Source organism: Candidatus Eisenbacteria bacterium (genome assembly GCA_013140805.1).
Taxonomy (GTDB): Bacteria; Eisenbacteria; RBG-16-71-46; order RBG-16-71-46; family RBG-16-71-46; genus JABFRW01.
Window position 1 is genome coordinate 1 of sequence record JABFRW010000131.1, and the last position, 19,452, is coordinate 19,452.

Genomic DNA, 19,452 nt, shown 5'->3' on the forward strand with positions numbered 1-19,452 from the left:
CCCCGTACACCACCCAGAAGCCCCAGCGCGTGAACACACGCTCGCGGTCGGACGCGCGCGCGCCATGGGCGCGGCGCTGCTCTACCTGGTTGCGGGAGGTCTGGTGTCGGGCTTCACGCGAGATGGCACCGACAACGTGGCGCACGCTGCCGGACTCGGCGCGGGAGTGATCGCCGGCCTGTTGCTCGGCATCACGCCGCGGCTCGGAGGCCGCGGATCGGATTTCGTGACGCGCGCACTCGCGATCGTCGCGGTGCTCGCACTGCTGGCGTCGCTCGGGCTCGCCGTGCGGAGCGGACTCTCGCGGGGCTAGCTCCATGCGGCCGCCCACATCGACGTAAAAAAGCCCCGGCGGGCGCCGGGGCTTCCCCTGAAGGCAACGCGGAGGAGGGGCCGCCCGATGAGTTGGCAGGCTCGGTAGGGTGGGAGAGTCGGCTCCCTCGCACCGCACTCATGCAGAGGGGCAACGTGCGTGCCACACGCGCTGGGAAATTCCGCCGAACCGCCAGGCCCTGCAAAGCCACGAATTTCGAGCACCGAACTTCATTCGGCGTCACGAAGCACGATCGTGCGGGGGAAAATCCGCGCGGCCGCACTCGCGTTCCGCGCGATCGGAATTGCCAACGCGCAATGTCACGAATTTCTTGACAGTGCCCGAGACGGCTCCTAGGCTTTGCTTCGACTTGAGCAGGCGCGCGGCGGGCTTCCCGCTTGTGAGCGCCGCTTTCCCTCCGCAATCCCGACTCCATTCTGCTCCGCCATCAGCGCCTCTCCACCCTCATCGGCCCGCGCGCCAGGACGGCGCGCCCCCTCGGCCAATCCGCGTGACCGAACGCCTTCGGCGTGAAGGTCCGCGGCCCCATCCAATGACCACCGACGGCGATCTCACCACCGAAATCATCACCCCGAATCCGGAACACACCCTCGAGCTCACCGAGCTCAAGGCGAAGACCATGTCGGCGCTGCTCGCGCTGTGTCAGGAACTCGGGGTGCAGGGCACCAGTGGACTGCGCAAGCAGGAACTGATCTTCAAGATCCTCGAGGCGCAGACCGAGAAGAGCGGCTTCATCTTCGCCGAGGGCGTGCTCGAGATTCTGCCCGAGGGCTACGGATTCCTGCGCGCGCCGAGCTACAACTACCTGCCGGGGCCGGACGACATCTACGTCTCGCCATCGCAGATCAAGCGCTTCGATCTGCACACCGGCGATACGGTGTCCGGGCAGGTGCGGCCACCGAAAGAGGGCGAGCGCTACTTCGCGCTGCTGCGCGTCGAAGCGGTGAACTTCGAGAGCCCGGAGGCGGCGAAGGACAAGATCCTGTTCGACAATCTCACGCCTCTCTACCCGATCGAGAAGCTCAACCTCGAGGCGAAGGATCGCTGCATCGAGACGCGCATCATCGACATGCTGTGCCCGTTCGGAAAAGGGCAGCGCGCACTCATCACCTCGCCGCCCAAGGCCGGCAAGACCGTGCTCCTGCAGAAGATTGCCAACGCGATCACCGAGAATCATCCCGAGGTCGTGCTGATCGTGCTGCTCATCGACGAGCGCCCCGAGGAAGTCACCGACATGCAGCGAACGGTGAAGGGCGAGGTCATCTCCTCGACCTTCGACGAGCCGCCGGAACGGCACGTTCAGGTCGCCGAGATGGTGATCGAGAAGGCCAAGCGACTGGTCGAGCACAAGCGCGACGTGGTGATCCTGCTCGATTCGATCACCCGCCTCGCGCGCGCCCACAACACCGTGGTGCCTCACTCCGGCAAGATCCTCTCGGGGGGTGTCGACGCGAACGCGCTCCAACGCCCCAAGCGCTTCTTCGGCTCGGCGCGCAACATCGAGGGCGGAGGCTCGCTCACGATCATCGGCACGGCGCTGGTCGAGACCGGTTCGCGCATGGACGAGGTGATCTTCGAGGAGTTCAAGGGCACCGGGAACAGCGAGCTGGTCCTGGATCGCAAGCTGTCCGACAAGCGCGTCTTCCCGGCGATCGACATCAATCGCTCCGGCACGCGAAAAGAAGAGCTGCTGATGAGCGCCGACCAGCTCCAGCGCATCTGGATCCTGCGCAAGTTCTTGAATGAACTGAATTCGTCCGAGGCGATGGAGTTCCTCATCACCAAGATGAGCGACACCAAGACCAACAAGAAGTTCCTCGAGAGCATGAATCACTAGACAAGGGGAGTCCTCGATGTCGGAACTCACCTATCGAGCCGCGGACGCGAAAGCCCAGGCCGGCGCCTACACCGCCGCACTGGTCGCCGCGCTCGATGCGCGCGAACCGCTCGACGTGTTGCGCGCGACCGCGGCGGCGCTGCGAACGGGCATCGATGGAATGACGCCTGAGCAGCGGGCCACCCCCGAGGCGCCCGGCAAGTGGAGCGTGCTGCAGCTCCTGCAGCACCTCGCCGACTCCGAGGTGGTGGGGGCGTATCGCTTTCGACTGGTGCTCTCGCAGGAGCGCCCGCCGCTCATCGGCTACGACCAGGATCACTGGACGAGCCGGCTGCACGTCGGGGATACCGACGCCGAGGAAGTGCTGTCGCGCTTCACGTTGCTGCGCGCAAGTACGCTGCGGGTGCTCGAATCACTGAGTACTGCGGAGCTGCAGCGTGTCGGCCTGCACGAAGAACGCGGCGAGGAGAGCATCGCGCGGATGATGGATCTCTACGCCGGGCACGACGTCGTCCATCTCAAGCAGCTCGCGCGCATTCGCGCGGCCGTCGTCGGACCCGCGTAGCGCCGCCGACCGCGGCCAGGCGTCGCGGTCCGGTTCGGGAGCCCCTCATGATGCTTCGCGACATCCCGTTCGGCACCACCGACTGGTCGACGATCGAGCCCGTCGAGCACCCCGGCGAGTCGGGAATCGCGACCTGGCGTACCCGGCGCTTCGGTGAGATCCGGGTGCGCATGGTCGAGTACTCGCCGGGCTACGTCGCCAATCACTGGTGTCAGAAGGGCCACATCCTGCTGTGCCTCGAAGGGGAACTGCACACGCAGCTCGCCGACGGGCGGGCCTGGACCCTCAAACCCGGTATGAGCTACCAGGTCGCCGACGACGCCGAGCCTCATCGATCGCAGGCGCCGCACGGGGCGCGCCTGTTCATCGTGGACTGACGCCATGGTGATCGAGTGCGCCACCTGTCGACTACGCCCGCTGGTGCCCGGTGACGCCGCGAGTTTGTCCGAGCATGCGAACAATCGGAAGATTTGGCTCAACGTGAGTGATCGATTTCCGCATCCATTCACGATCGAAGACGCCGAAGGCTTCATCGCCGAGAAATCGGGGCGTCGGCGGCCGACCGACCTCGGGATCGAAGTCGACGGGGCCGCGGTCGGCGATGTCGAACTGTTCCTCGGTGCCGGGGTCGAGCGCATCACGGCGGTGATCGGCTACTGGCTCGGCGAGGCCTACTGGGGGCGCGGCATCATGAGCGACGCCGTCGCGGCGATGACTCGCTACGGTTTCGAGAACTTCGAACTCGAGCGCATCACGGCACTGGTGTTCACCGAGAACCACGGCTCCGCCCGGGTGCTCGAGAAGGCCGGCTTCCGGCGCGAGGCGGTGCTGCGCCGCAGCGCGATCAAGGAGGGCCGGATCCTCGATCAGTACCTCTATGCGATCCTGCGCGATGAATCTGACGCTCACACCCGCAAGTCCTGACGACGTTCCGGCGCTCGCCGCAATGCGCACCGCGGTGGCGGAGCTGCTTGCGCCGAACGCTGGAGCCTGCAAGTGACCGAATTCTCGTTTCGCGTCACGCGCTCCGGCGAAGTTCACATCGAGCGCGGGGGAGTGGTCGTGACCACGCTGCGCGCTCGTGCTGCCGAACTGTTCCTGCGGCGCGCCGAGCACGCCGACGCCGCCACGCTGCAGGGACTGATGCAGCGCGCGACCGGGAACTACAAGCGTGGAAACGAGCGGGCCGCCGGACGTCATCCGCGCAACCGCGGCTAGCCCGGCGTCGCGCCCGCGCGCGTCGCGCTGCGGTACCCTCTCGTTGTCGAGCCTGTCAGTATGCGAGCCGGTGAGTCGGGGACTTTTCGAACTCGGAGATCCAGACCTATGAGCCGTCAGTCGATCGTGGTGTTCGCAACCGTCGTCCTGCTGATCGCAGCCGGGCTCTACTCGAGCGCACGCGCCCAGTCCGCAATGGCACCGATGGCCTCGACACCACGCGATACGACGCGTCAGGGCTATCACTATCTGCACCTGATCCGTCACGGCTGGTACGACTACACCGACAACCGAGACGATCGGGTCGGCCGCGGGCTCGACTCACTGGGTCGTGAGCAGGCGCGCTTGGTTGGCGAACGATTCGCGAAGCTGCCGATCCCGATCCACTCGCTGGTGAGCAGCACGTTCACGCGCGCCATGAACACTGCCGACCTCATGGGCGAGATCATGCACGTGCGGGCGCTGCGCGACTCGAATCTCAGCGAATGCTCCGCCCGTGCGAATCGCGCCGACTACAACCGCAATGCGGAGCCGGGCGAAGTGGACTCCTGCGAGGCGCGGCTCGCGCGTGCGTGGGCGACGTACGTGCGTCCGGTCGTCGGCCGCGAGGATCGACACGACGTGCTGGTGTGCCACGGAAACGTGATTCGCTGGTTCGCCGAGCACGCGCTCGGCATGAAGAGCGGAGACTGGCCGGCGTTCGAAATCGGCAATGGTTCGATCACTACGATCGTGGTGCGCCCCGACGGCAGCACTCGCCTCGCGACCTTCAGCGACACGGGCCATCTGCCGCCTGCAGCACAGACCTGGACGGGGCGCGGCGCGGGCTGGTCTCCGCCGCCCCCGATGCGCCCCGCGGCCTCTCGCGCGGGGATCGCAGCGCCCGCTCCAGCAGCGGCGTTCGACACGCTGCGGACCGGTGGGGCGCCGAAACAGTGAGCGGATGCCGGTTGGACAGCGCACCGGGGCTTGGGCATAATCCCCGCCCGTTTCCATACCCAGGCGGAGCGCTCGGCTAATGCCGGGGGGAAAAACTCGGTGCCACGCGGTCGCGTGGACCGGACCCCGAGGCCGGGGAACGCCGCCGTTGAGGAGAATGGTTCCATGAAAGCCGGAATTCATCCCGTCTACGAAGTGCGTGAGTTCCACTGCTACGGCTGTGGCATCGAGTGGGAGACCCGCACCACGATCAAGCCCTCGACGTCGGACGGCAAGGTGCATCTCGACATCTGCTCGAACTGCCATCCCTTCTTCACCGGCAAGCAGAAGCTGATCGACAAGGCGGGTCGCGTCGAGCGCTTCATGAAGCGCTACCGGAAGACCGATCCGAAGGCCGAGGCCGCCGCGGCTGAGACCGCCGAGACTGCCGAGGCTGTGGCCGCTCCCGTCGAGGCGGCAGTCGCGCCCGCGGCTGCTCCGACGAAGAACGGCACCGCCAAGTCCAAGAAGTAGCGAACTTCACTCGGCCTCCGCACGGGATCGATTCCCGGCGGAGGCCGTCTGCTTTCGGGGGTCCACGAATGCCATTCCTGCCGGTCGGCGGCCAGGCTGTGATCGAAGGCGTGATGATGCGCTCGCCGTCCAAGATCGCGGTTGCCGTGCGTCGACCCGACGGCACGCTCGGCTACTTCGACCGCGCGTTCACCTCGATCAGCCGCCGCGTGCCGCTGCTGCGCCTGCCGGTGATTCGCGGAGCGGTTTCGCTGTTCGAGACCCTCGGCCTCGGGATCCAGGCGCTCAACTTCAGCGCCGACGAAGCCTCGCGCGACGAGCCGGCGAAAGAGGCGAAGCCCGCCTCGCTCGGCGCCCAGATCGGCCAGGTCGCGGTGGTGGCGGTGTCGTTCGGGCTCGGCCTGCTGCTATTCGTGGTGCTGCCGGCGCGCGCCACCGAGTGGCTCGGCTTCCATTCGCGCATCGGCTTCGGCCTGGTCGACGGACTGTTCCGGCTGGTTGCGTTCGTGCTCTACCTGACGCTGGTGAGCCAGTGGCGCGAGATGGCGCGGGTGCTCGGCTACCACGGAGCCGAACACAAGGCGATCCACGCCCTCGAAGCCGACGCGCCGCTCACCCCCGAGAGCGTCCAGAGCTTTTCGCGGTTTCACCCGCGCTGCGGCACCTCGTTTCTGTTCCTGGTCGTGATGGTCTCGATCGTGGTGTTCGCGTTCATCGGCAAGCCGCGCGGACTCGGCGATCACCTGCTGCGCATCGCGTGCATGCCGGTGATCGTCGGCATCGCATTCGAGTTCATCCGCATCTCGGGCAAGTACACGAGCCACCCGCTGGTCAGGCTGCTGATCTGGCCGGGGCTCCAGTTCCAGCGCCTCACCACCCGCGAGCCGGATCTCGGCATGTGTGCGGTCGCCATCGCCTCGCTGCAACGCGTGACCGACGACGAGACGGTGCGAAAGCTTCAGCAGGCCGGGAGCCACGCGCGACTCGAAGTGGAGTTCATGCAGTGATCGACTCGATTCGCGACGCGGCAGCGACCGACCGATGAGCGAACCGGCGGGATTCCTCGAGGCGCTGCTCAAGACCGAGGCACGCTTCGACGAGTTGACCGGGCTGCTCGGCACACCCGAGGTCGCGTCGGATCCTCGCAAGCTGCGCGACCTGTCGCGCGAGCGCTCGCACCTGCAGGAGACCATCGACGTGCTCGGTGACTACCGGCGCGTCGCTGCCACGATTGCCGACGACCAGGCTGCGATCGCTTCGGGTGATCCCGAGCTGTCGGCGCTCGCCGAGGCGGAACTGCCGGAGCTGCAGGAGCGCCACGCGCAGCTGGTCGCGCGCCTCAAGACGCTGCTGCTGCCGCGCGACCTGGACGACGGCAAGAACGTGATCGTCGAGATCCGCGCCGGGACCGGCGGCGACGAGGCCTCGCTGTTCGCCGCGGATCTCTACCGCATGTACACGCGGTGGGCCGAGAACAAGCGCTGGAAGCAGGAAGTGCTGTATCTGAGCGAAAGCCCGGTCGGCGGCTACAAGGAGATCACGTTTCAGCTCTCGGGCGAGGACGTGTATCGCGAGATGAAGTTCGAGAGCGGCGTGCACCGAGTGCAGCGCGTGCCCGACACGGAAGCCTCGGGTCGCATTCATACTTCCGCGGCGACCGTCGCGGTGTTGCCAGAGGTCGAAGAGGTCGAGGTCGACATCTCCGAGAAGGAGCTGCGCGTCGACGTCTATCGCGCCGGGGGCCCCGGCGGTCAGGGCGTGAACACCACCGACTCGGCGGTGCGCATCACCCACCTGCCGAGCGGACTCGTGGTGAGCTGCCAGGACGAACGTTCGCAGATCAAGAATCGTGCGAAGGCCATGAAGGTGCTGCGGGCGCGTCTGTACGATCTGCGGCTCCAGGAGCAGCAGGCCAAGCAGTCCGCCAAGCGTCGCTCGCAGGTTTCGACCGGCGACCGCAGCGCGAAGATCCGCACCTACAACTTTCCGCAGTCGCGCGTGACCGACCATCGCATCAACTTCACCACCCACAATCTTCCCGCAGTCATGGAAGGCAGCCTCGACGAGATGACCGAGGCGCTGTCAGCCGCCGACACGGCGGAACGCCTCGAGGCCGCGGGAGCGGATTGACGCGACGCAGGCGGGGCCGCTCGGAGACCCTGCGCCGGCGCGGGCCGTAGCGGATCGCGTTCGACATCGCGGGAGGCCGCGAGGCACGTTGCCGAGCGCCCGCGGGAAATGCGCGAGATCGCACGCCGCGGCGACGAGTCGACACCGCGGGTGTCGGCAGTCACGAGGAGCCAGTCGGGCGCCGACCACCGATCGTGTGGATTCCGGTTGCGGGTCCGGCAGGGGCCTGGCGGCACGGCGGCTGCAAGCGATGTTTCGATGATCCTCGCCCCCAGGTTGAGGTCTCGATGCTCGCTCCAGCTTCCTCGCTCGGCACGCGGTTCGTGCGCACCCGGGTGCGCCTCGCGTGGCCGTTCTCGCCGTGGTTCGTGCCGTTTGCCGCCGCGTTCGCGCTGTTCGAACGTTGGCGCTTCATCCGCGACAAAGTCGCGGCCGGTCCGGAGTCTCCACTCGACCCCGCCGCACTCGCCTGGATGGCAACCACGACGCATGCCCTCGGCGTGCTGGCCGGCAGCGCATTGCTGGTGGTCGCATGGCGAGCACTCGGCGAGCGAATGCCCTACTGGCGAATCGCCGGGATCACCTGCGCGCTCTCGTTGCTCACCGGCTTCGCGGACCTGCTGCGGGTGCGATCGGCGGAGCTCGAGGGCGCGTGGCGCATGGCGGCGGTGACACTGGGCGGGATCGGCGGGCTCGAATCGGTGCGCGCCGACGATGCAGGACTCGCGGCGGCGTTCGCCGGACTCGGAGTGCTCGAGGCGGTACGGCTCATCCTGCTCGGCTGGGCGCAGTCGCATGCGGTCGCACGGCCGTTCGCGACCGGAGTCGCAGTCACGCTGAGCTTGTGGCTCGCGATTCGACTCGCGACCTGGTTCACACTCGATCTGCTCGCCGGTCGCAGCGGTTTCGGGGGCCTCTGACATGCGCGTCGAACGAGGTGCACGGCTCGCCCGCGTGCTGCTCGCGCTCGGCCTCGCGACCTTCACCGCACTCGCGGTGACCTGGGCGCGCGACCGCGCCCACGCGTGGCAGACTCCACACTGGCCTCCGAACGGCGCGGTCCCGCTGCGCGGCGAGCCCGCGCTCGCACTTGCGGGAGCCCGCCGCGCGATCACGGCGGTGGCGGTCAATCCCGCGTGCGCGCACTGCCTCGAGATCATGCAGGCGCTGGCGGACTCGGCTGCCTTGCGCATCACCGACCGTGCGCTGGTGGCACTCATCGTCGACACGCCGCTGCGACCGTCGCGGCTCGAGCTCGCGCCGGTACGCGCGCCCGCCGTGGTGTGGGACTCGGCTGGCGTGTGGCGCCACCGGTGGGGGCGGCGGCGCTATGGAGAAGTGTTTCGATTCGACGCCCATGGTTTGCCCGATGACAGCCCCCGCGTCTCAAACCCGATCGAGGAGGTGAGTAAGCCATGAAGATTCACACCCAGGCTCGTCGCGCGGTGCTCGCGCTCGTGGTCGTGGCCATGACGGCCGCGCCCGCGTTCGCGAATGCAGCCGACTCCGGCGGACCGGCGGACGAGCTGCTGCGCAACTGGCATCGCATGTGGGGGAAGGCGTTCGACTACGGCGCCTGCATCGTCGGAGCGATCGCGGTGCGGGACCCCGCCACCGGCGCGGCTGCGCTGTTCCAGTGCGGCCGGCTGATGGTGACCTGGAGCGAAGACTAGTCCCCGGCTGAAATCGCGTGGTTCATTCGCCCCCGTCGGAGTCATTCAGATGAGAACACTCGAGAAGTGGAACGTGATCGGTCGTGCGATCGTGATCGCCGGTGTGCTGTGCGCACTCGTGGCAGGTGACGGAAGTTCGAACTCCGCGTGCGCCGCGGCTCAGGCCGCGACGGAGCAGCGTGTCGAAACGCTCGATGGTCCGGTGTTCGATCCGGGCGCGGACCCGGAGCGGCGCTGGGGAGTCTACGGCGCATGGTTGTGCGCGACCGGCGCGTTCCTGCTCACGCACGGCGGAGTCGTCACGCCCGCGAATACCGGCGTGGTCGCCGCGACCGTCGGCGGTTGCATGCTCGCGGCACTCGACGTGATCACGACCGAGTAACGCTTCGCCCTCGGCGGAAGGGAAGAGTTCTCCATGAAACGGAACGGAAGCAGGTGGGTCGCGCTGATGATCCTGGCCTGGGCGCTCATGGCCTCGGTGCCCGACGCGGCACGGGCGTCGCGCGCTGCGGCCGGCGAGTCGGTGGCGCCGCGGCAGCTGCGCCTGATGGTGGGATGTGCGCCCGGCAAGGTCATGCGGCAGCAGTGGATCGTGATCATCGCCCCGTTGCCTTCGATGATCATGATTACGGTCTGCGTCTCGCCGCAGGAGATTCTGGGACGGCGCTCGCGGTGAATGCCACCTCGAGGCGGCGGGGCATCGCGGCCGGATGCCTCGTCGTTTCGGGCGGCTCGGCTATGCTGCCGCCATGCCGGATTGGAACGTCACCGATGCGCTGGCCTACGCTCGATCCCAAGTCGCAGGTGCCAGCGACACACCTCACTCGGACGCCGCAGAGCTGGTGAGCCGGCTGTTGGTGGTCGAGCGCGGCACGCTCGCTCTCGAGCCCGCGCGCGAACTCAGCGATGGCGAGCGCGCCATGCTGATCGCGTGGTGTGCGCGACGCGCCGGTGGCGAGCCGGTCGCCTACATCACGGGGCGTGCGGCGTTTCGGAGCCTTGATCTCGCGGTCAGCCCTTCGGTACTGATTCCGCGCCCGGAGACCGAAGGGCTGGTCGAGGCCGTGCTGCAACTGCTGCGCTCCGAGCGCGACCGCTGGCCGCGCCCGCGCGTCGCCGACCTGGGCACCGGCTCAGGCGCGATCGCACTCGCGATCGCCGCTGAATGGCCACAGGCGATCGTCACGGCGACCGAATGGAGCGATGCGGCGCTCGCAACGGCCATGCGCAACGCCGCGGAGCTGGGCTTGAGTTCGCGAGTGCGCTTCGTCGCGGGTGAGTGGTTCGGCGCGCTCGATGCGGACGAGCGATTCGATCTGATCGTGAGCAATCCGCCGTACATCGCCGAATCGGAACGCGATCGCCTGCCGCCCGATGTGCGCGACCACGAGCCGGCGATGGCGTTGTTCTCGGGCGCCGACGGCCTCGATGCGCTGCGCGAGATCATCGACGACGCTCCGCGGCACCTGGTCACGGCCGGAGCGCTCGCGCTCGAACTCGACGAGTCGCGTGCGCAGGAAGTGCTGGCATGGTTCGAAGGTGCCCACGACTGGTCCGGGGCGCGAGTCGTCGCGGACCTCGCCGGCCGCCCGCGCGTTCTGATCGCACGCCGCGAGCGCGGTCCGGCGATCGCGCCCGCACAGTGGGGCGAGCAGCGCTAGCGGATCACCACGCGAGCGGCTCGCGACGACTGTTGAAGAACTCGCCGCTCGGGCCGTCCTTGGGAAGCGTCGCCAGCCACATCACCGTTCCCGCGGCCTGTTCGGGCGTGAGCGTGGCGGTCGCGCCACCCATGCGCGTGCGCACCCAGCCGGGATTGAGCGCGTTGACCAGCACTCCGGTACCGCGCAGCTCGTGGGCCAGCGAGCGCGTCACCGCGTTCAGAGCGGTCTTGCTCATGCGATAGGCGAGGTGATGCGACTCCATGTGCGCCAGCGATCCCCAGTCGCTCGACACGTTGACGATGCGGCCCCAGCCACGCGAGCGCATGCCGGGGGCGAAGCGCTGGATCAGGTGGAGCGCGCCGACTGCGTGAACCTCGAATGCATGCCGAACTCGATCGAGTCCCACCTCGAGTCCCGGCACGTCCTGATCCTCGAGCACTCCCGCGTTGTTGATCAGCACGTCGACCCGGGGCTCGCGTGCGGCGAGCGCCGCGACGCTCGCGTCGTTCGCGACATCCAGAGTGACGGCCTCGATCGCGAGTGAGGTGCCGGACAGTGCGGTCACCACAGCGGCTGCGGCCGCGGCAGGATCTCGCGCGGCCAGCAACACCCGCGCACCGCACTGCGCCACTGCCCGCGCGACCGCCAGCCCGAGTCCGCGATTGGCGCCGGTGACGAGCGCCACGCGTCCGTTCAGCGATGGGTATTCGCTCATTCGCGCAGCATCGCACGCGCCGCGCATTCAGGGGAATTCCGCTATGCTGCCGCCTCCTTTCTCTCTGGCCCGGAGCACTCCATGTCCAATCCTTCGACCGTCGCCCCGATCGCGTCGCGCGGCTACGCCCGCCCCGACGTGCTCGTCACCACCGAATGGGTCGCCGACCACCTGACCGACCCCACGCTGCGCATCGTCGAGTCCAACGAAGACTCGCTGCTCTACCCGAGCAACCACATTCCGGGTGCCGTGCAGGTCGACTGGGCCGCCGATCTCAACGATCCGGTGCGCCGCGACTATCTCGACCGCGCGAGCTTCGAGTCGCTCATGGCTCGCATCGGTGTGACGCGCGAGACCACTGTGGTGTTCTACGGCGACAAGAACAACTGGTGGGCGTGTTACGCGTTCTGGGTGTTCCAGCTGTTCGGACATTCGAAGGCGCGCGTCATGGACGGTGGACGGCTCAAGTGGGAGCAGGAGAAGCGCGCCATGACCCGCGAGGTGCCGAGCTACGCGGCCACCTCCTACGCGGCACCCGAGCGCGACGATCGAACGATCCGCGCGTTTCGCGATCAGGTGCTCGCCCACGCCACGGCCGGGCTTCCGATGGTCGACGTGCGGAGCCCGCAGGAGTTCAGCGGCGAGCGCACGCACATGGCCGAGTATCCGCAGGAGGGCGTGCTGCGCGGTGGCCACATTCCGGGTGCGAAGAGCGTTCCGTGGGCACGCGCGATGAACACCACCGATGGCACGTTCAAGACTGCCGACGAACTGCGCGCGATCTACGAGGGCGAGATCGGCCTCAAGGCGGCGGACGACGTGGTGGCTTACTGCCGCATCGGTGAGCGATCGAGCCTCACCTGGTTCGTGCTCACCTATCTGCTCGGCTACGCGAAGGTGCGCAATTACGACGGCAGCTGGACCGAGTGGGGCAACTCGGTGGGACTGCCGATCGAGAAGGGTTGACGCGCGCGATGGCCGAGATGCCGAAGGCGCTGGCCGAGCTGGCCGCAGAGCTGCGCGTCATGGATCGCAACGAGCGCTCGGAAACCCTGATCGACTTCGCGGATCGCTTCGAAGAAGTGTCCGAGGCGATCTCGCGGCGGCCGTTCGCCGAGATCCACCGTGCCCCGCGCTGCGAGTCGGACGCCTATGTGTTCGCGACCGACAGCCCCGACGGCACGTTGCGCTTCCACTTCGCGGTCGAGAATCCGCAGGGCATCTCGGCCCGGGCGTGGGGCCGCATTCTCGACGAGACTGCCTCGGGCGCGCCGCTCGAAGAAGTGCTCGCGATCTCGCCCGAGGTGCTCTACGACCTGTTCGGGCGCGATCTCTCGATGGGGAAGGGGCAGGGGCTGATCGGCATGCTCGAACTGGTGCAGTTCGAGGTGAAGCAGCGCGTCCGCGCCAGGGGCTGACGAAACGCCTCAGTGCTCGTAGTAGTGCGGATCGCGGTCGCCGACCCGCACCGCGATCGGCAGCCGGTTCTCGCGCAGCGGGATCGGGCAGTTGTAGTGCTCCGAGAACGCGCACGCCGGGTTGTAGGCCAGGTTGAAGTCGAGCACGTAGCGCCCGTCGCCGAGCGGCTCCGGGTCGAGATAGCGACCGACTCCGTAGGTCTCCTTGCCGGTCGTCGCGTCGCGGAAGAACACGCTCAAGTCGTGCTCGCCGACGCCCGGCTCCAGCAGTCGTGTGGCCGCGAGCCGGCACTGCTTGCCGTTGGCGACGAATTCGAACCAGCCGGCATGGATCGCGTGCCGCCGATTGCCCCGCGTCGACTCGATGATCGTGGTGTCCGGCCGCGGGTTCGGTGTGAGCGGGACCACGAAGCGCCACTTCAGATCGATCGGGTAGTAGCTCATCCCCTTATAGTCCTTGAAGCGCGGGCTCTGGGGGTCGAACACGATCAAGGCGGGAAAGCGCTGGTGCGAGAGTCGCAGGCCATAGCGTCCGACTTTGATGGTCGAAGGTACGAGCCTGGCGCTCGAGGTATCGCGGCCTCCGACCGCGAACGTCGCACCCGCGTCGACGGTTTCGACCCAGAACGAGTCGCCGATCACGGTGACGCGCAGGTGATGCGGCCGGATCGCTTCGTCTCTGAGCCGCACGTCGACATCCGCGGCGCTGCCGACGGTCAGCGAGAACTTCCCGTCGAAGTCACGGCGCAGCACCGTGGCGAGATACGAAGTCGCCGCGGACTGGAGCCACTTCCCGGTTTCCGCTCGGTCGTTCGTGATGACCTCGCGCAGCGAGTCGGATTCGGCAGCCGAGAGCCGGACGGGTCCGACCGGTCGGGCTGCGGCGTGGGCCGCGCCGTGGGCAGCGATTGAGATCGCGAGTGTCCATGAAATGACAGCGAGTCGGGCGCGGCACGTGCGGCGGGCGAGGTCGATCATCGAGAAGTTCATGGCGGCAGCATAACGCCGGCGAGAAATCGAGTCATCGCGGTTGATTCCACCGCTCGACCTGCCGATAATCCGCGCGAACTCGAACCGCAGCACGCCCCCTCGACGCTTCACGATCGGGTCTCGCCACGATGGCGGGACTTCAGGAGCAAACATGGACGTCGGCGTCCGCACGAACCGCACTTTCTCGATGCATTCTCCCGCTTCCGCTGCGGACACCACGGGACCCAGGACGATGGACGCCTTCGTCATTCAAGGACGTCGCAAGCTCGAAGGCCGCGTCGAAGTGAGTGGTGCGAAGAACGCGGCGCTTCCCGTGATGGCGGCCACGCTGCTGACGCCGGCGGTCCACACGCTTCGCAACGTCCCGCTGCTGTCCGACACGCGCACCATGGCGCGCGTCCTCGAGACGCTGGGTGCTCGGGTCGAGTTTCGCGGCAACACGTGCAGGATCGACACCTCGAACGTCAGCTCGCTCGAAGCACCGTACGATCTGGTGCGCACGATGCGCGCGAGCATCTACGTGCTCGGTCCGCTGCTCGCGCGGTTCGGCGCGGCGCGCGTGTCGCTGCCCGGCGGCTGTGCGTGGGGACCGCGTCCCGTGAACCTGCACCTCGATGGCCTGAACGCGATGGGCGCCGCACTCGAGATCGAGCACGGCTATATCGTCGGCAAGGACGTGAAGCTCAAGGGTGCCTCCTACACGTTCGAGAACGTGTCGGTGGGTGCCACGGCTCAGCTCATGATGGCGGCGGTGCTCGCGAACGGCGATACCACGATCGACAATGCGGCGATCGAGCCCGATATCACGCAGCTCGGCGAGGTGCTGACGCAGTGCGGCGCCAACATCGAGGGCGTGGGGACGCGCCGCATGGTCATTCACGGTGTGAAGCACCTGACCCCGATCGACACCACGATCATTCCAGATCGTATCGAGGCGGCCACCTTCCTGGCCGCTGCCGCGATCACCGGTGGCACGCTCACCGTCGAGCGCTGTGAACCCGCGCACATGGCGGCTGCGATTCACAAGTTCGAGCAGGCGGGCTGTGAAGTGCTGCCGGGCAGTCGCGAGATCACGATCCGCGGACCGGTGCGACTCGGCGCGGTGGACGTGACCACGGCGCCGTTCCCGGGATTCCCCACCGACGTTCAGGCGCAGATGATGTCGGTGATGGCCATGGCCGACGGCACCAGCGTCATGACCGATACCGTCTATCTCGATCGATTCACCCACGTTCCCGAGCTGCAGCGCCTCGGCGCCGACATCAAGCTCGATCACAACGTCGCGGTGATTCGCGGAGTCGATCGGCTGCAGGGCTGTCCGGTGATGGCGACCGACATTCGAGCCAGCGCGGCACTGGTGCTGGCGGCGCTGGCGGCCGAGGGGGAGACGCGGATTTCGCGCATCTATCACCTCGATCGCGGGCACGAGAAGTTCGACGAGCGCCTGAAGAAGCTGGGCGCCGAGATCGAGCGCGTGAAGGAGTAGCGGCGCGCGTCGGTGGCCCGTGCTTCGACCGGGACGTCGCATCGAGCACGGCCGAAGCTCGCGAGTTTCCGCTACACTGCGCGACCATGTCCGCGCGCCCCAAGCTCTACGATCGCGCCTACTTCGACCGCTGGTACCGCCGCGACCGGCAAGGTGTCGGCCAGCGCGCATTCGTGCGCCGCAAGGTGCGACTGGCACTCGGGATCGCCGAGTACCTGATGCAGCGCGAGGTGCGCTCGGTGCTCGACGTGGGTGCCGGTGAGGGCGCGTGGCGCGCGCACCTGCTGGCCGAGCGACCGCGACTGCGCTACACCGGCGTCGATGCGAGTGCGTATGCGATCCGGCGCTACGGACTCACGCGCAACCTTCACCAGGCACGATTCGGCGAGTTGGCCGGGCTCGAGCTTCGTGGGCCATTCGACCTGGTGGTGTGCTCGGACGTGCTCCACTACGTGCCCGAGCGCGAGCTGACGGCCGGACTCGCTGCGATGGGGCGATGGGCCGGGGCGGTCGCCTGGATCGAGTTCTTCGTCAGCGGCGACGAGTTCGAGGGCGATCGTCGCGAGCTGGCGCTTCGCAGTGCGCGCTTCTATGAACTCCGACTCGCGCGTGCGGGCTTCACGCATTGCGGGCTCCATGCCTACGCGACCTCTCCGCTCGCCGACGGCCTCGTGACCTTCGAGCGCGGAAGGGAGATGTCCTCGAGATGAACGCGTCGACCGCGCCTTCCGTGACCTTGGCGAAGCTGACCCGCCTGGCGAGCTCGGCGTGGTTCGTGGGCGTCGCGTGCTTCGCCTGTCTCGCGTCGGACTCGAGCGCGATCGCCGCGCCGGCGCTCACGAGCGCCGACAGCGCGCTTGCTCGTTTGCTGCCCTCGGTGCGCTCGACGCTCGAGCTGCGTGACGGAAAGCTCGTCGGCCCCGCGGCCGGTCGCCTGCTTCAGGCCGCGCGCGAAGCGCGCTTCGTGGGGCTCGGCGAGGATCACGGCATTCGAGAAGTTCCCGCGGTTGCTCAGGCCTTGCTCGCGGAACTTAGCGCCGCGGGATTCCGCCACCTTGCGATCGAGGTGAGTCCGTTCACCGCCGGCCGGCTCGCGCAACTGGCGCTCGCGAAGGAGCCCGAGTCGCGGCTCGCCGCGCACTTTCGCGACACCCTCGACCTGGCGCCGTTCTACACGTTGTTCGAGGAACGCGCGCTGTTGGGCTGGTGGCTCGGCGCGGCGGGGGGCAAGGCAGCGAGCTTGTGGGGCGTCGACTACGAAGTGTTCGCGGATCGCGCGATGTTGCGGCGCCTCGACGAACTTGCGACGAGTGCCGCCGCGCACGCGGTGATCGCGCGCGCGCTGTCGCAGGCCGAGGCCGGCGTGCGCGCGAACCTCGCCGGCGACCCGTCACAGCTCTATCTGTGGAACACACCGGATGCCGACTACGAAGCGCTTCGTCGCGCGATCGCGCCGGCACGTGGCTCCGAAGCGGATCGGGTGCTCGAGCAGATGGAGATCTCGACTCGCATCAATCGCGCCTACCTCGAAGGGCGCGGCTACGATTCGAACCTCGAGCGCTCGCAGCTCATGAAGCGCAACTTCATGAACTACTACCGAGCTGCGCAGGCGGCCGGGGAGCGCGCGCCGCGCGTGTTCCTCAAGCTCGGCGCCAATCACGTGCAGCGCGGGCGCACCGAGACGCAGGTTCACGACCTGGGGAGCCTGGTGGCCGATCTCGCGGAGGCCGAGGGCGGCTCCTCGTTCACGCTCCTGGTGGTGGGAGGTGCCGGGACCGAGCAAGCGGCATTCAACATCGGGAAGCTGCACTACGACCCGGTTCCGAACCGGACAAACGAAGAGTCGTGGGCGGTTCCATTTCACGCCGCTGCACTGCCGACCGGCTGGACGCTGTTCGATCTGCGCGCCGTTCGGTCGCGAATCCGGGGACGCGAGTTCACCGGACTCTCCGAAAGCGCGCGCCGCGTGCTCTACGGCTACGACGCCATGCTGATCCTCGGCGGAAGCGGCGCGAGTCGCGATCGATGAGCACCGTGCGGCCCGGTGACCGCGATGCGGCCGCACGCGCCGCACCGACCGCGAACTCTCCACTCGCGATCGTCGGAACCGCCGGCCACATCGATCACGGCAAGACCGCACTGGTGAAGCGACTCACCGGTGTCGACACCGATCGGCTGCCCGAAGAGAAGGCGCGCGGCATTTCGATCGACCTGGGCTTTGCGCGCCTCGTGACGCCCAACGGCGTGCAGGTCGGGCTCATCGACGTGCCCGGCCACGAGCGCTTCGTCAAGAACATGCTGGCGGGTGCGGGCGGCATCGACGTGGTGTTGCTGGTGATCGCCGCCGACGAAGGAGTGATGCCGCAGACGCGCGAGCACTTCGCGATCGTGCAGATGCTCGACATCCGGCGCGGCGTGGTGGTGCTCACGAAGAGTGATCGCGTCGAGGCGGAATGGCTGGAGCTGGTGCGGCGCGATGTGACCGCACTGCTCGCGGCGACATCGCTCGCCACGGCCGAGATCGTCGCATTCTCGGCGGTGACCGGCGCAGGGCAGCCGGAGCTGCTCGCTGCACTCGACCGCGCCCTTGCCGGCATCGACGCACGCGAGCTCGAGGCGCCGGCGCGACTGGCGGTGGATCGTGTTTTCACCGTGGAGGGCTTCGGCACCGTGGTGACCGGTACGTTGTGGCGCGGCCGGATCGCCACCGGCGAAACACTCGAGCTCTCGCCTGCCGGACGCGCCGTGCGCGTGCGCCGCGTGCAGGTGCACGGCGAAACCGTCGAACATGCGCGCGCCGGCCAGCGCACCGCGATCGCGCTGCATGGCGTCGAGAAGGAGCAAGTCGAGCGCGGGGACTGGCTGATCGCGGCAGGTTCGCTCGTGCCGTCGCGTACCGTGGACGTGCGTTTCGAGCTGCTTGCCGACGCCGGACGCGCATGGCCTGCGGTGAGCCGGGTGCGATTCCATCTGGGTGCCGCCGAAACGCTCGGACGACTCGTGATGCTCGAGGGCAGGGAGTTGTCGCCCGGAGAGTCCGCACTCGCGCAGATGCGGCTCGAGGTGCCGATCGTGGCCGCGCGCGGCGATCGCTTCGTGGTGCGGGCGTACTCACCGTCTCGAACCATCGGCGGCGGCAGCGTGATCGAGCCGCTCGCCGAGCGTCGCAAGCGCGGCACCGATCTGGCGGCGCTCGCGGTGCGCGAAACCGGATCGCTCGAGGCGCGACTGCTCGAACGCCTCGGTCACGAGCCCAGGCCCACGCACACCGCGGTGTTGGCGCAAGGACTGGGGGAGAGCGAAGCCGCGGTGAGAGAGGCGCTGGCCGCGCTGCTCGCCTCGGAGGAAGTCGTGGCGCCGAGCGATTCTCGATGGCTCGCCCCGTCACGATGGAACGAGGCTCGCGCTGCGATCGAGGGCGAAGTCGGAACTTACGCCGATCGCTGGCCTGGACGATTCGGCGTGATGAAGGGCGACTTGAAGAGCGGGCTCAAGAGCCGCCTCGATGCCGCGTTGTTCGACGCCGCGTTCGACGCGCTGGTGACCGACGGGCACCTGGAACTGCGCGGGGAGCGCGTGCGCCCCGGCGATCGGCCGTGGGAGCCGCCAGCCGAGCTGGTGCGGGTGCTCGAGCAGCTCGAGCGCGAGCTGGATGCGGCGGGTTACCTGGTACCCGAGATTCAGGCGGCTCAAGCCAAGGTCGGCGCGGATGGGAGCGAAGCGGTGGCACTCGGCTACTTCTCGGGACGTCTCGTACGCGTGAGCCACGAGCTGACGTACACCGCCGCGCAGATGGAATCGCTTCGAGCGAAGCTCGTCGCGTGGTTCGACTCGCATGCGGCACTCACGGTCGCAGACCTTCGCGAGCTCACCGGCGCGTCGCGCAAGTACGCGGTGCCACTACTGGAGCACTCGGACCGCGTGAGGTGGACGGTGCGGGTGGGGGATGAGCGGCGGCGGGGTGAGAGGG

General features: G+C 68.0%; 24 protein-coding genes. 22 read left to right on the forward strand and 2 right to left on the reverse strand.

Annotated elements, in window-relative coordinates:
- Positions 1-64: 64 nt before the first annotated feature.
- The 16 genes from HOP12_10310 (at position 65) to prmC (ending at position 10,870) form a co-directional block, all read left to right on the forward strand.
- Positions 65-313: a hypothetical protein gene (locus HOP12_10310; protein ID NOT34550.1), complete on the forward strand. Its 249-nt coding sequence runs from the start codon at positions 65-67 to the stop codon at positions 311-313.
- A 553-nt stretch (positions 314-866) separates the two neighbouring features.
- The gene (rho, locus tag HOP12_10315) at positions 867-2,171 is read left to right on the forward strand and encodes a transcription termination factor Rho (protein NOT34551.1); all 1,305 of its coding nucleotides are present in this window, start codon (positions 867-869) and stop codon (positions 2,169-2,171) included.
- Between the two features lie 16 nt (positions 2,172-2,187).
- Complete coding sequence (locus HOP12_10320; GenBank protein ID NOT34552.1) at positions 2,188-2,736, forward strand: DUF664 domain-containing protein; 549 nt, start codon at positions 2,188-2,190, stop codon at positions 2,734-2,736.
- A 47-nt stretch (positions 2,737-2,783) separates the two neighbouring features.
- A complete protein-coding gene (locus HOP12_10325) occupies positions 2,784-3,113 on the forward strand; it encodes a DHCW motif cupin fold protein (GenBank protein NOT34553.1) in 330 nt (109 codons plus the stop codon).
- Positions 3,114-3,117: 4 nt separating this feature from the next.
- A complete protein-coding gene (locus HOP12_10330; GenBank protein ID NOT34554.1) occupies positions 3,118-3,660 on the forward strand; it encodes a GNAT family N-acetyltransferase in 543 nt (180 codons plus the stop codon).
- 66 nt (positions 3,661-3,726) lie between these two features.
- Positions 3,727-3,954 (forward strand): hypothetical protein, encoded by a 228-nt coding sequence (locus tag HOP12_10335; protein NOT34555.1) that lies wholly within the window; start codon positions 3,727-3,729, stop codon positions 3,952-3,954.
- A gap of 108 nt (positions 3,955-4,062) precedes the next feature.
- On the forward strand, positions 4,063-4,893 hold the full coding sequence (locus tag HOP12_10340; GenBank protein NOT34556.1) for a hypothetical protein: 831 nt from the start codon (positions 4,063-4,065) through the stop codon (positions 4,891-4,893).
- 165 nt (positions 4,894-5,058) lie between these two features.
- Positions 5,059-5,406 carry a 50S ribosomal protein L31 gene (gene rpmE, locus HOP12_10345; GenBank protein ID NOT34557.1) on the forward strand — a complete coding sequence of 116 codons (348 nt, stop codon included), beginning with the start codon at positions 5,059-5,061 and terminating at the stop codon, positions 5,404-5,406.
- A gap of 68 nt (positions 5,407-5,474) precedes the next feature.
- Positions 5,475-6,413, forward strand: a complete 939-nt coding sequence (locus HOP12_10350; protein ID NOT34558.1) for a DUF1385 domain-containing protein — start codon at positions 5,475-5,477, stop codon at positions 6,411-6,413.
- Positions 6,414-6,447: 34 nt separating this feature from the next.
- A complete protein-coding gene (prfA, locus tag HOP12_10355) occupies positions 6,448-7,536 on the forward strand; it encodes a peptide chain release factor 1 (protein ID NOT34559.1) in 1,089 nt (362 codons plus the stop codon).
- Between the two features lie 287 nt (positions 7,537-7,823).
- The gene (locus tag HOP12_10360) at positions 7,824-8,456 is read left to right on the forward strand and encodes a hypothetical protein (protein ID NOT34560.1); all 633 of its coding nucleotides are present in this window, start codon (positions 7,824-7,826) and stop codon (positions 8,454-8,456) included.
- A 1-nt stretch (position 8,457) separates the two neighbouring features.
- The gene (locus HOP12_10365) at positions 8,458-8,955 is read left to right on the forward strand and encodes a hypothetical protein (GenBank protein ID NOT34561.1); all 498 of its coding nucleotides are present in this window, start codon (positions 8,458-8,460) and stop codon (positions 8,953-8,955) included.
- Positions 8,952-9,209: a hypothetical protein gene (locus tag HOP12_10370; protein NOT34562.1), complete on the forward strand. Its 258-nt coding sequence runs from the start codon at positions 8,952-8,954 to the stop codon at positions 9,207-9,209. The genes HOP12_10365 and HOP12_10370 overlap by 4 nt, the downstream gene beginning before the upstream one ends.
- Positions 9,210-9,258: 49 nt before the next feature.
- Positions 9,259-9,591, forward strand: a complete 333-nt coding sequence (locus HOP12_10375; protein NOT34563.1) for a hypothetical protein — start codon at positions 9,259-9,261, stop codon at positions 9,589-9,591.
- A gap of 33 nt (positions 9,592-9,624) precedes the next feature.
- The gene (locus tag HOP12_10380; protein ID NOT34564.1) at positions 9,625-9,885 is read left to right on the forward strand and encodes a hypothetical protein; all 261 of its coding nucleotides are present in this window, start codon (positions 9,625-9,627) and stop codon (positions 9,883-9,885) included.
- Positions 9,886-9,919: 34 nt separating this feature from the next.
- Positions 9,920-10,870: a peptide chain release factor N(5)-glutamine methyltransferase gene (gene prmC / locus HOP12_10385; GenBank protein ID NOT34565.1), complete on the forward strand. Its 951-nt coding sequence runs from the start codon at positions 9,920-9,922 to the stop codon at positions 10,868-10,870.
- Positions 10,871-10,874: 4 nt separating this feature from the next.
- Here the strand turns inward: prmC and HOP12_10390 are convergent, their stop codons facing one another.
- The gene (locus HOP12_10390; protein ID NOT34566.1) at positions 10,875-11,588 is read right to left on the reverse strand and encodes an SDR family NAD(P)-dependent oxidoreductase; all 714 of its coding nucleotides are present in this window, start codon (positions 11,586-11,588) and stop codon (positions 10,875-10,877) included.
- An 81-nt stretch (positions 11,589-11,669) separates the two neighbouring features.
- On the opposite strand from HOP12_10390, the gene HOP12_10395 reads away from it, so the two are divergent.
- Together HOP12_10395 and HOP12_10400 are read left to right on the forward strand one after the other, a co-directional pair.
- Entirely contained in the window at positions 11,670-12,554 is an 885-nt protein-coding gene (locus HOP12_10395; GenBank protein ID NOT34567.1) for a sulfurtransferase, read from the forward strand.
- On the forward strand, positions 12,551-13,006 hold the full coding sequence (locus HOP12_10400; GenBank protein NOT34568.1) for a hypothetical protein: 456 nt from the start codon (positions 12,551-12,553) through the stop codon (positions 13,004-13,006). The genes HOP12_10395 and HOP12_10400 overlap by 4 nt, the downstream gene beginning before the upstream one ends.
- 9 nt (positions 13,007-13,015) lie before the next feature.
- On the opposite strand, the gene HOP12_10405 is transcribed toward HOP12_10400, so the two are convergent.
- Positions 13,016-13,996, reverse strand: a complete 981-nt coding sequence (locus HOP12_10405) for a DUF1684 domain-containing protein (GenBank protein ID NOT34569.1) — start codon at positions 13,994-13,996, stop codon at positions 13,016-13,018.
- A 232-nt stretch (positions 13,997-14,228) separates the two neighbouring features.
- Between HOP12_10405 and murA the strand changes: the two genes are divergently transcribed.
- The 4 genes from murA to selB form a co-directional block, all read left to right on the forward strand.
- Positions 14,229-15,482 (forward strand): UDP-N-acetylglucosamine 1-carboxyvinyltransferase, encoded by a 1,254-nt coding sequence (gene murA, locus HOP12_10410; protein ID NOT34570.1) that lies wholly within the window; start codon positions 14,229-14,231, stop codon positions 15,480-15,482.
- An 86-nt stretch (positions 15,483-15,568) separates the two neighbouring features.
- Positions 15,569-16,192 (forward strand): class I SAM-dependent methyltransferase, encoded by a 624-nt coding sequence (locus HOP12_10415; protein NOT34571.1) that lies wholly within the window; start codon positions 15,569-15,571, stop codon positions 16,190-16,192.
- A complete protein-coding gene (locus HOP12_10420; GenBank protein NOT34572.1) occupies positions 16,189-17,511 on the forward strand; it encodes a hypothetical protein in 1,323 nt (440 codons plus the stop codon). Before HOP12_10415 ends, HOP12_10420 begins: the two co-directional genes overlap by 4 nt.
- Positions 17,508-19,452 (forward strand): selenocysteine-specific translation elongation factor (gene selB / locus HOP12_10425; GenBank protein NOT34573.1); only part of this gene is annotated, 1,945 nt, incomplete at its 3' end. The genes HOP12_10420 and selB, both read left to right, overlap by 4 nt.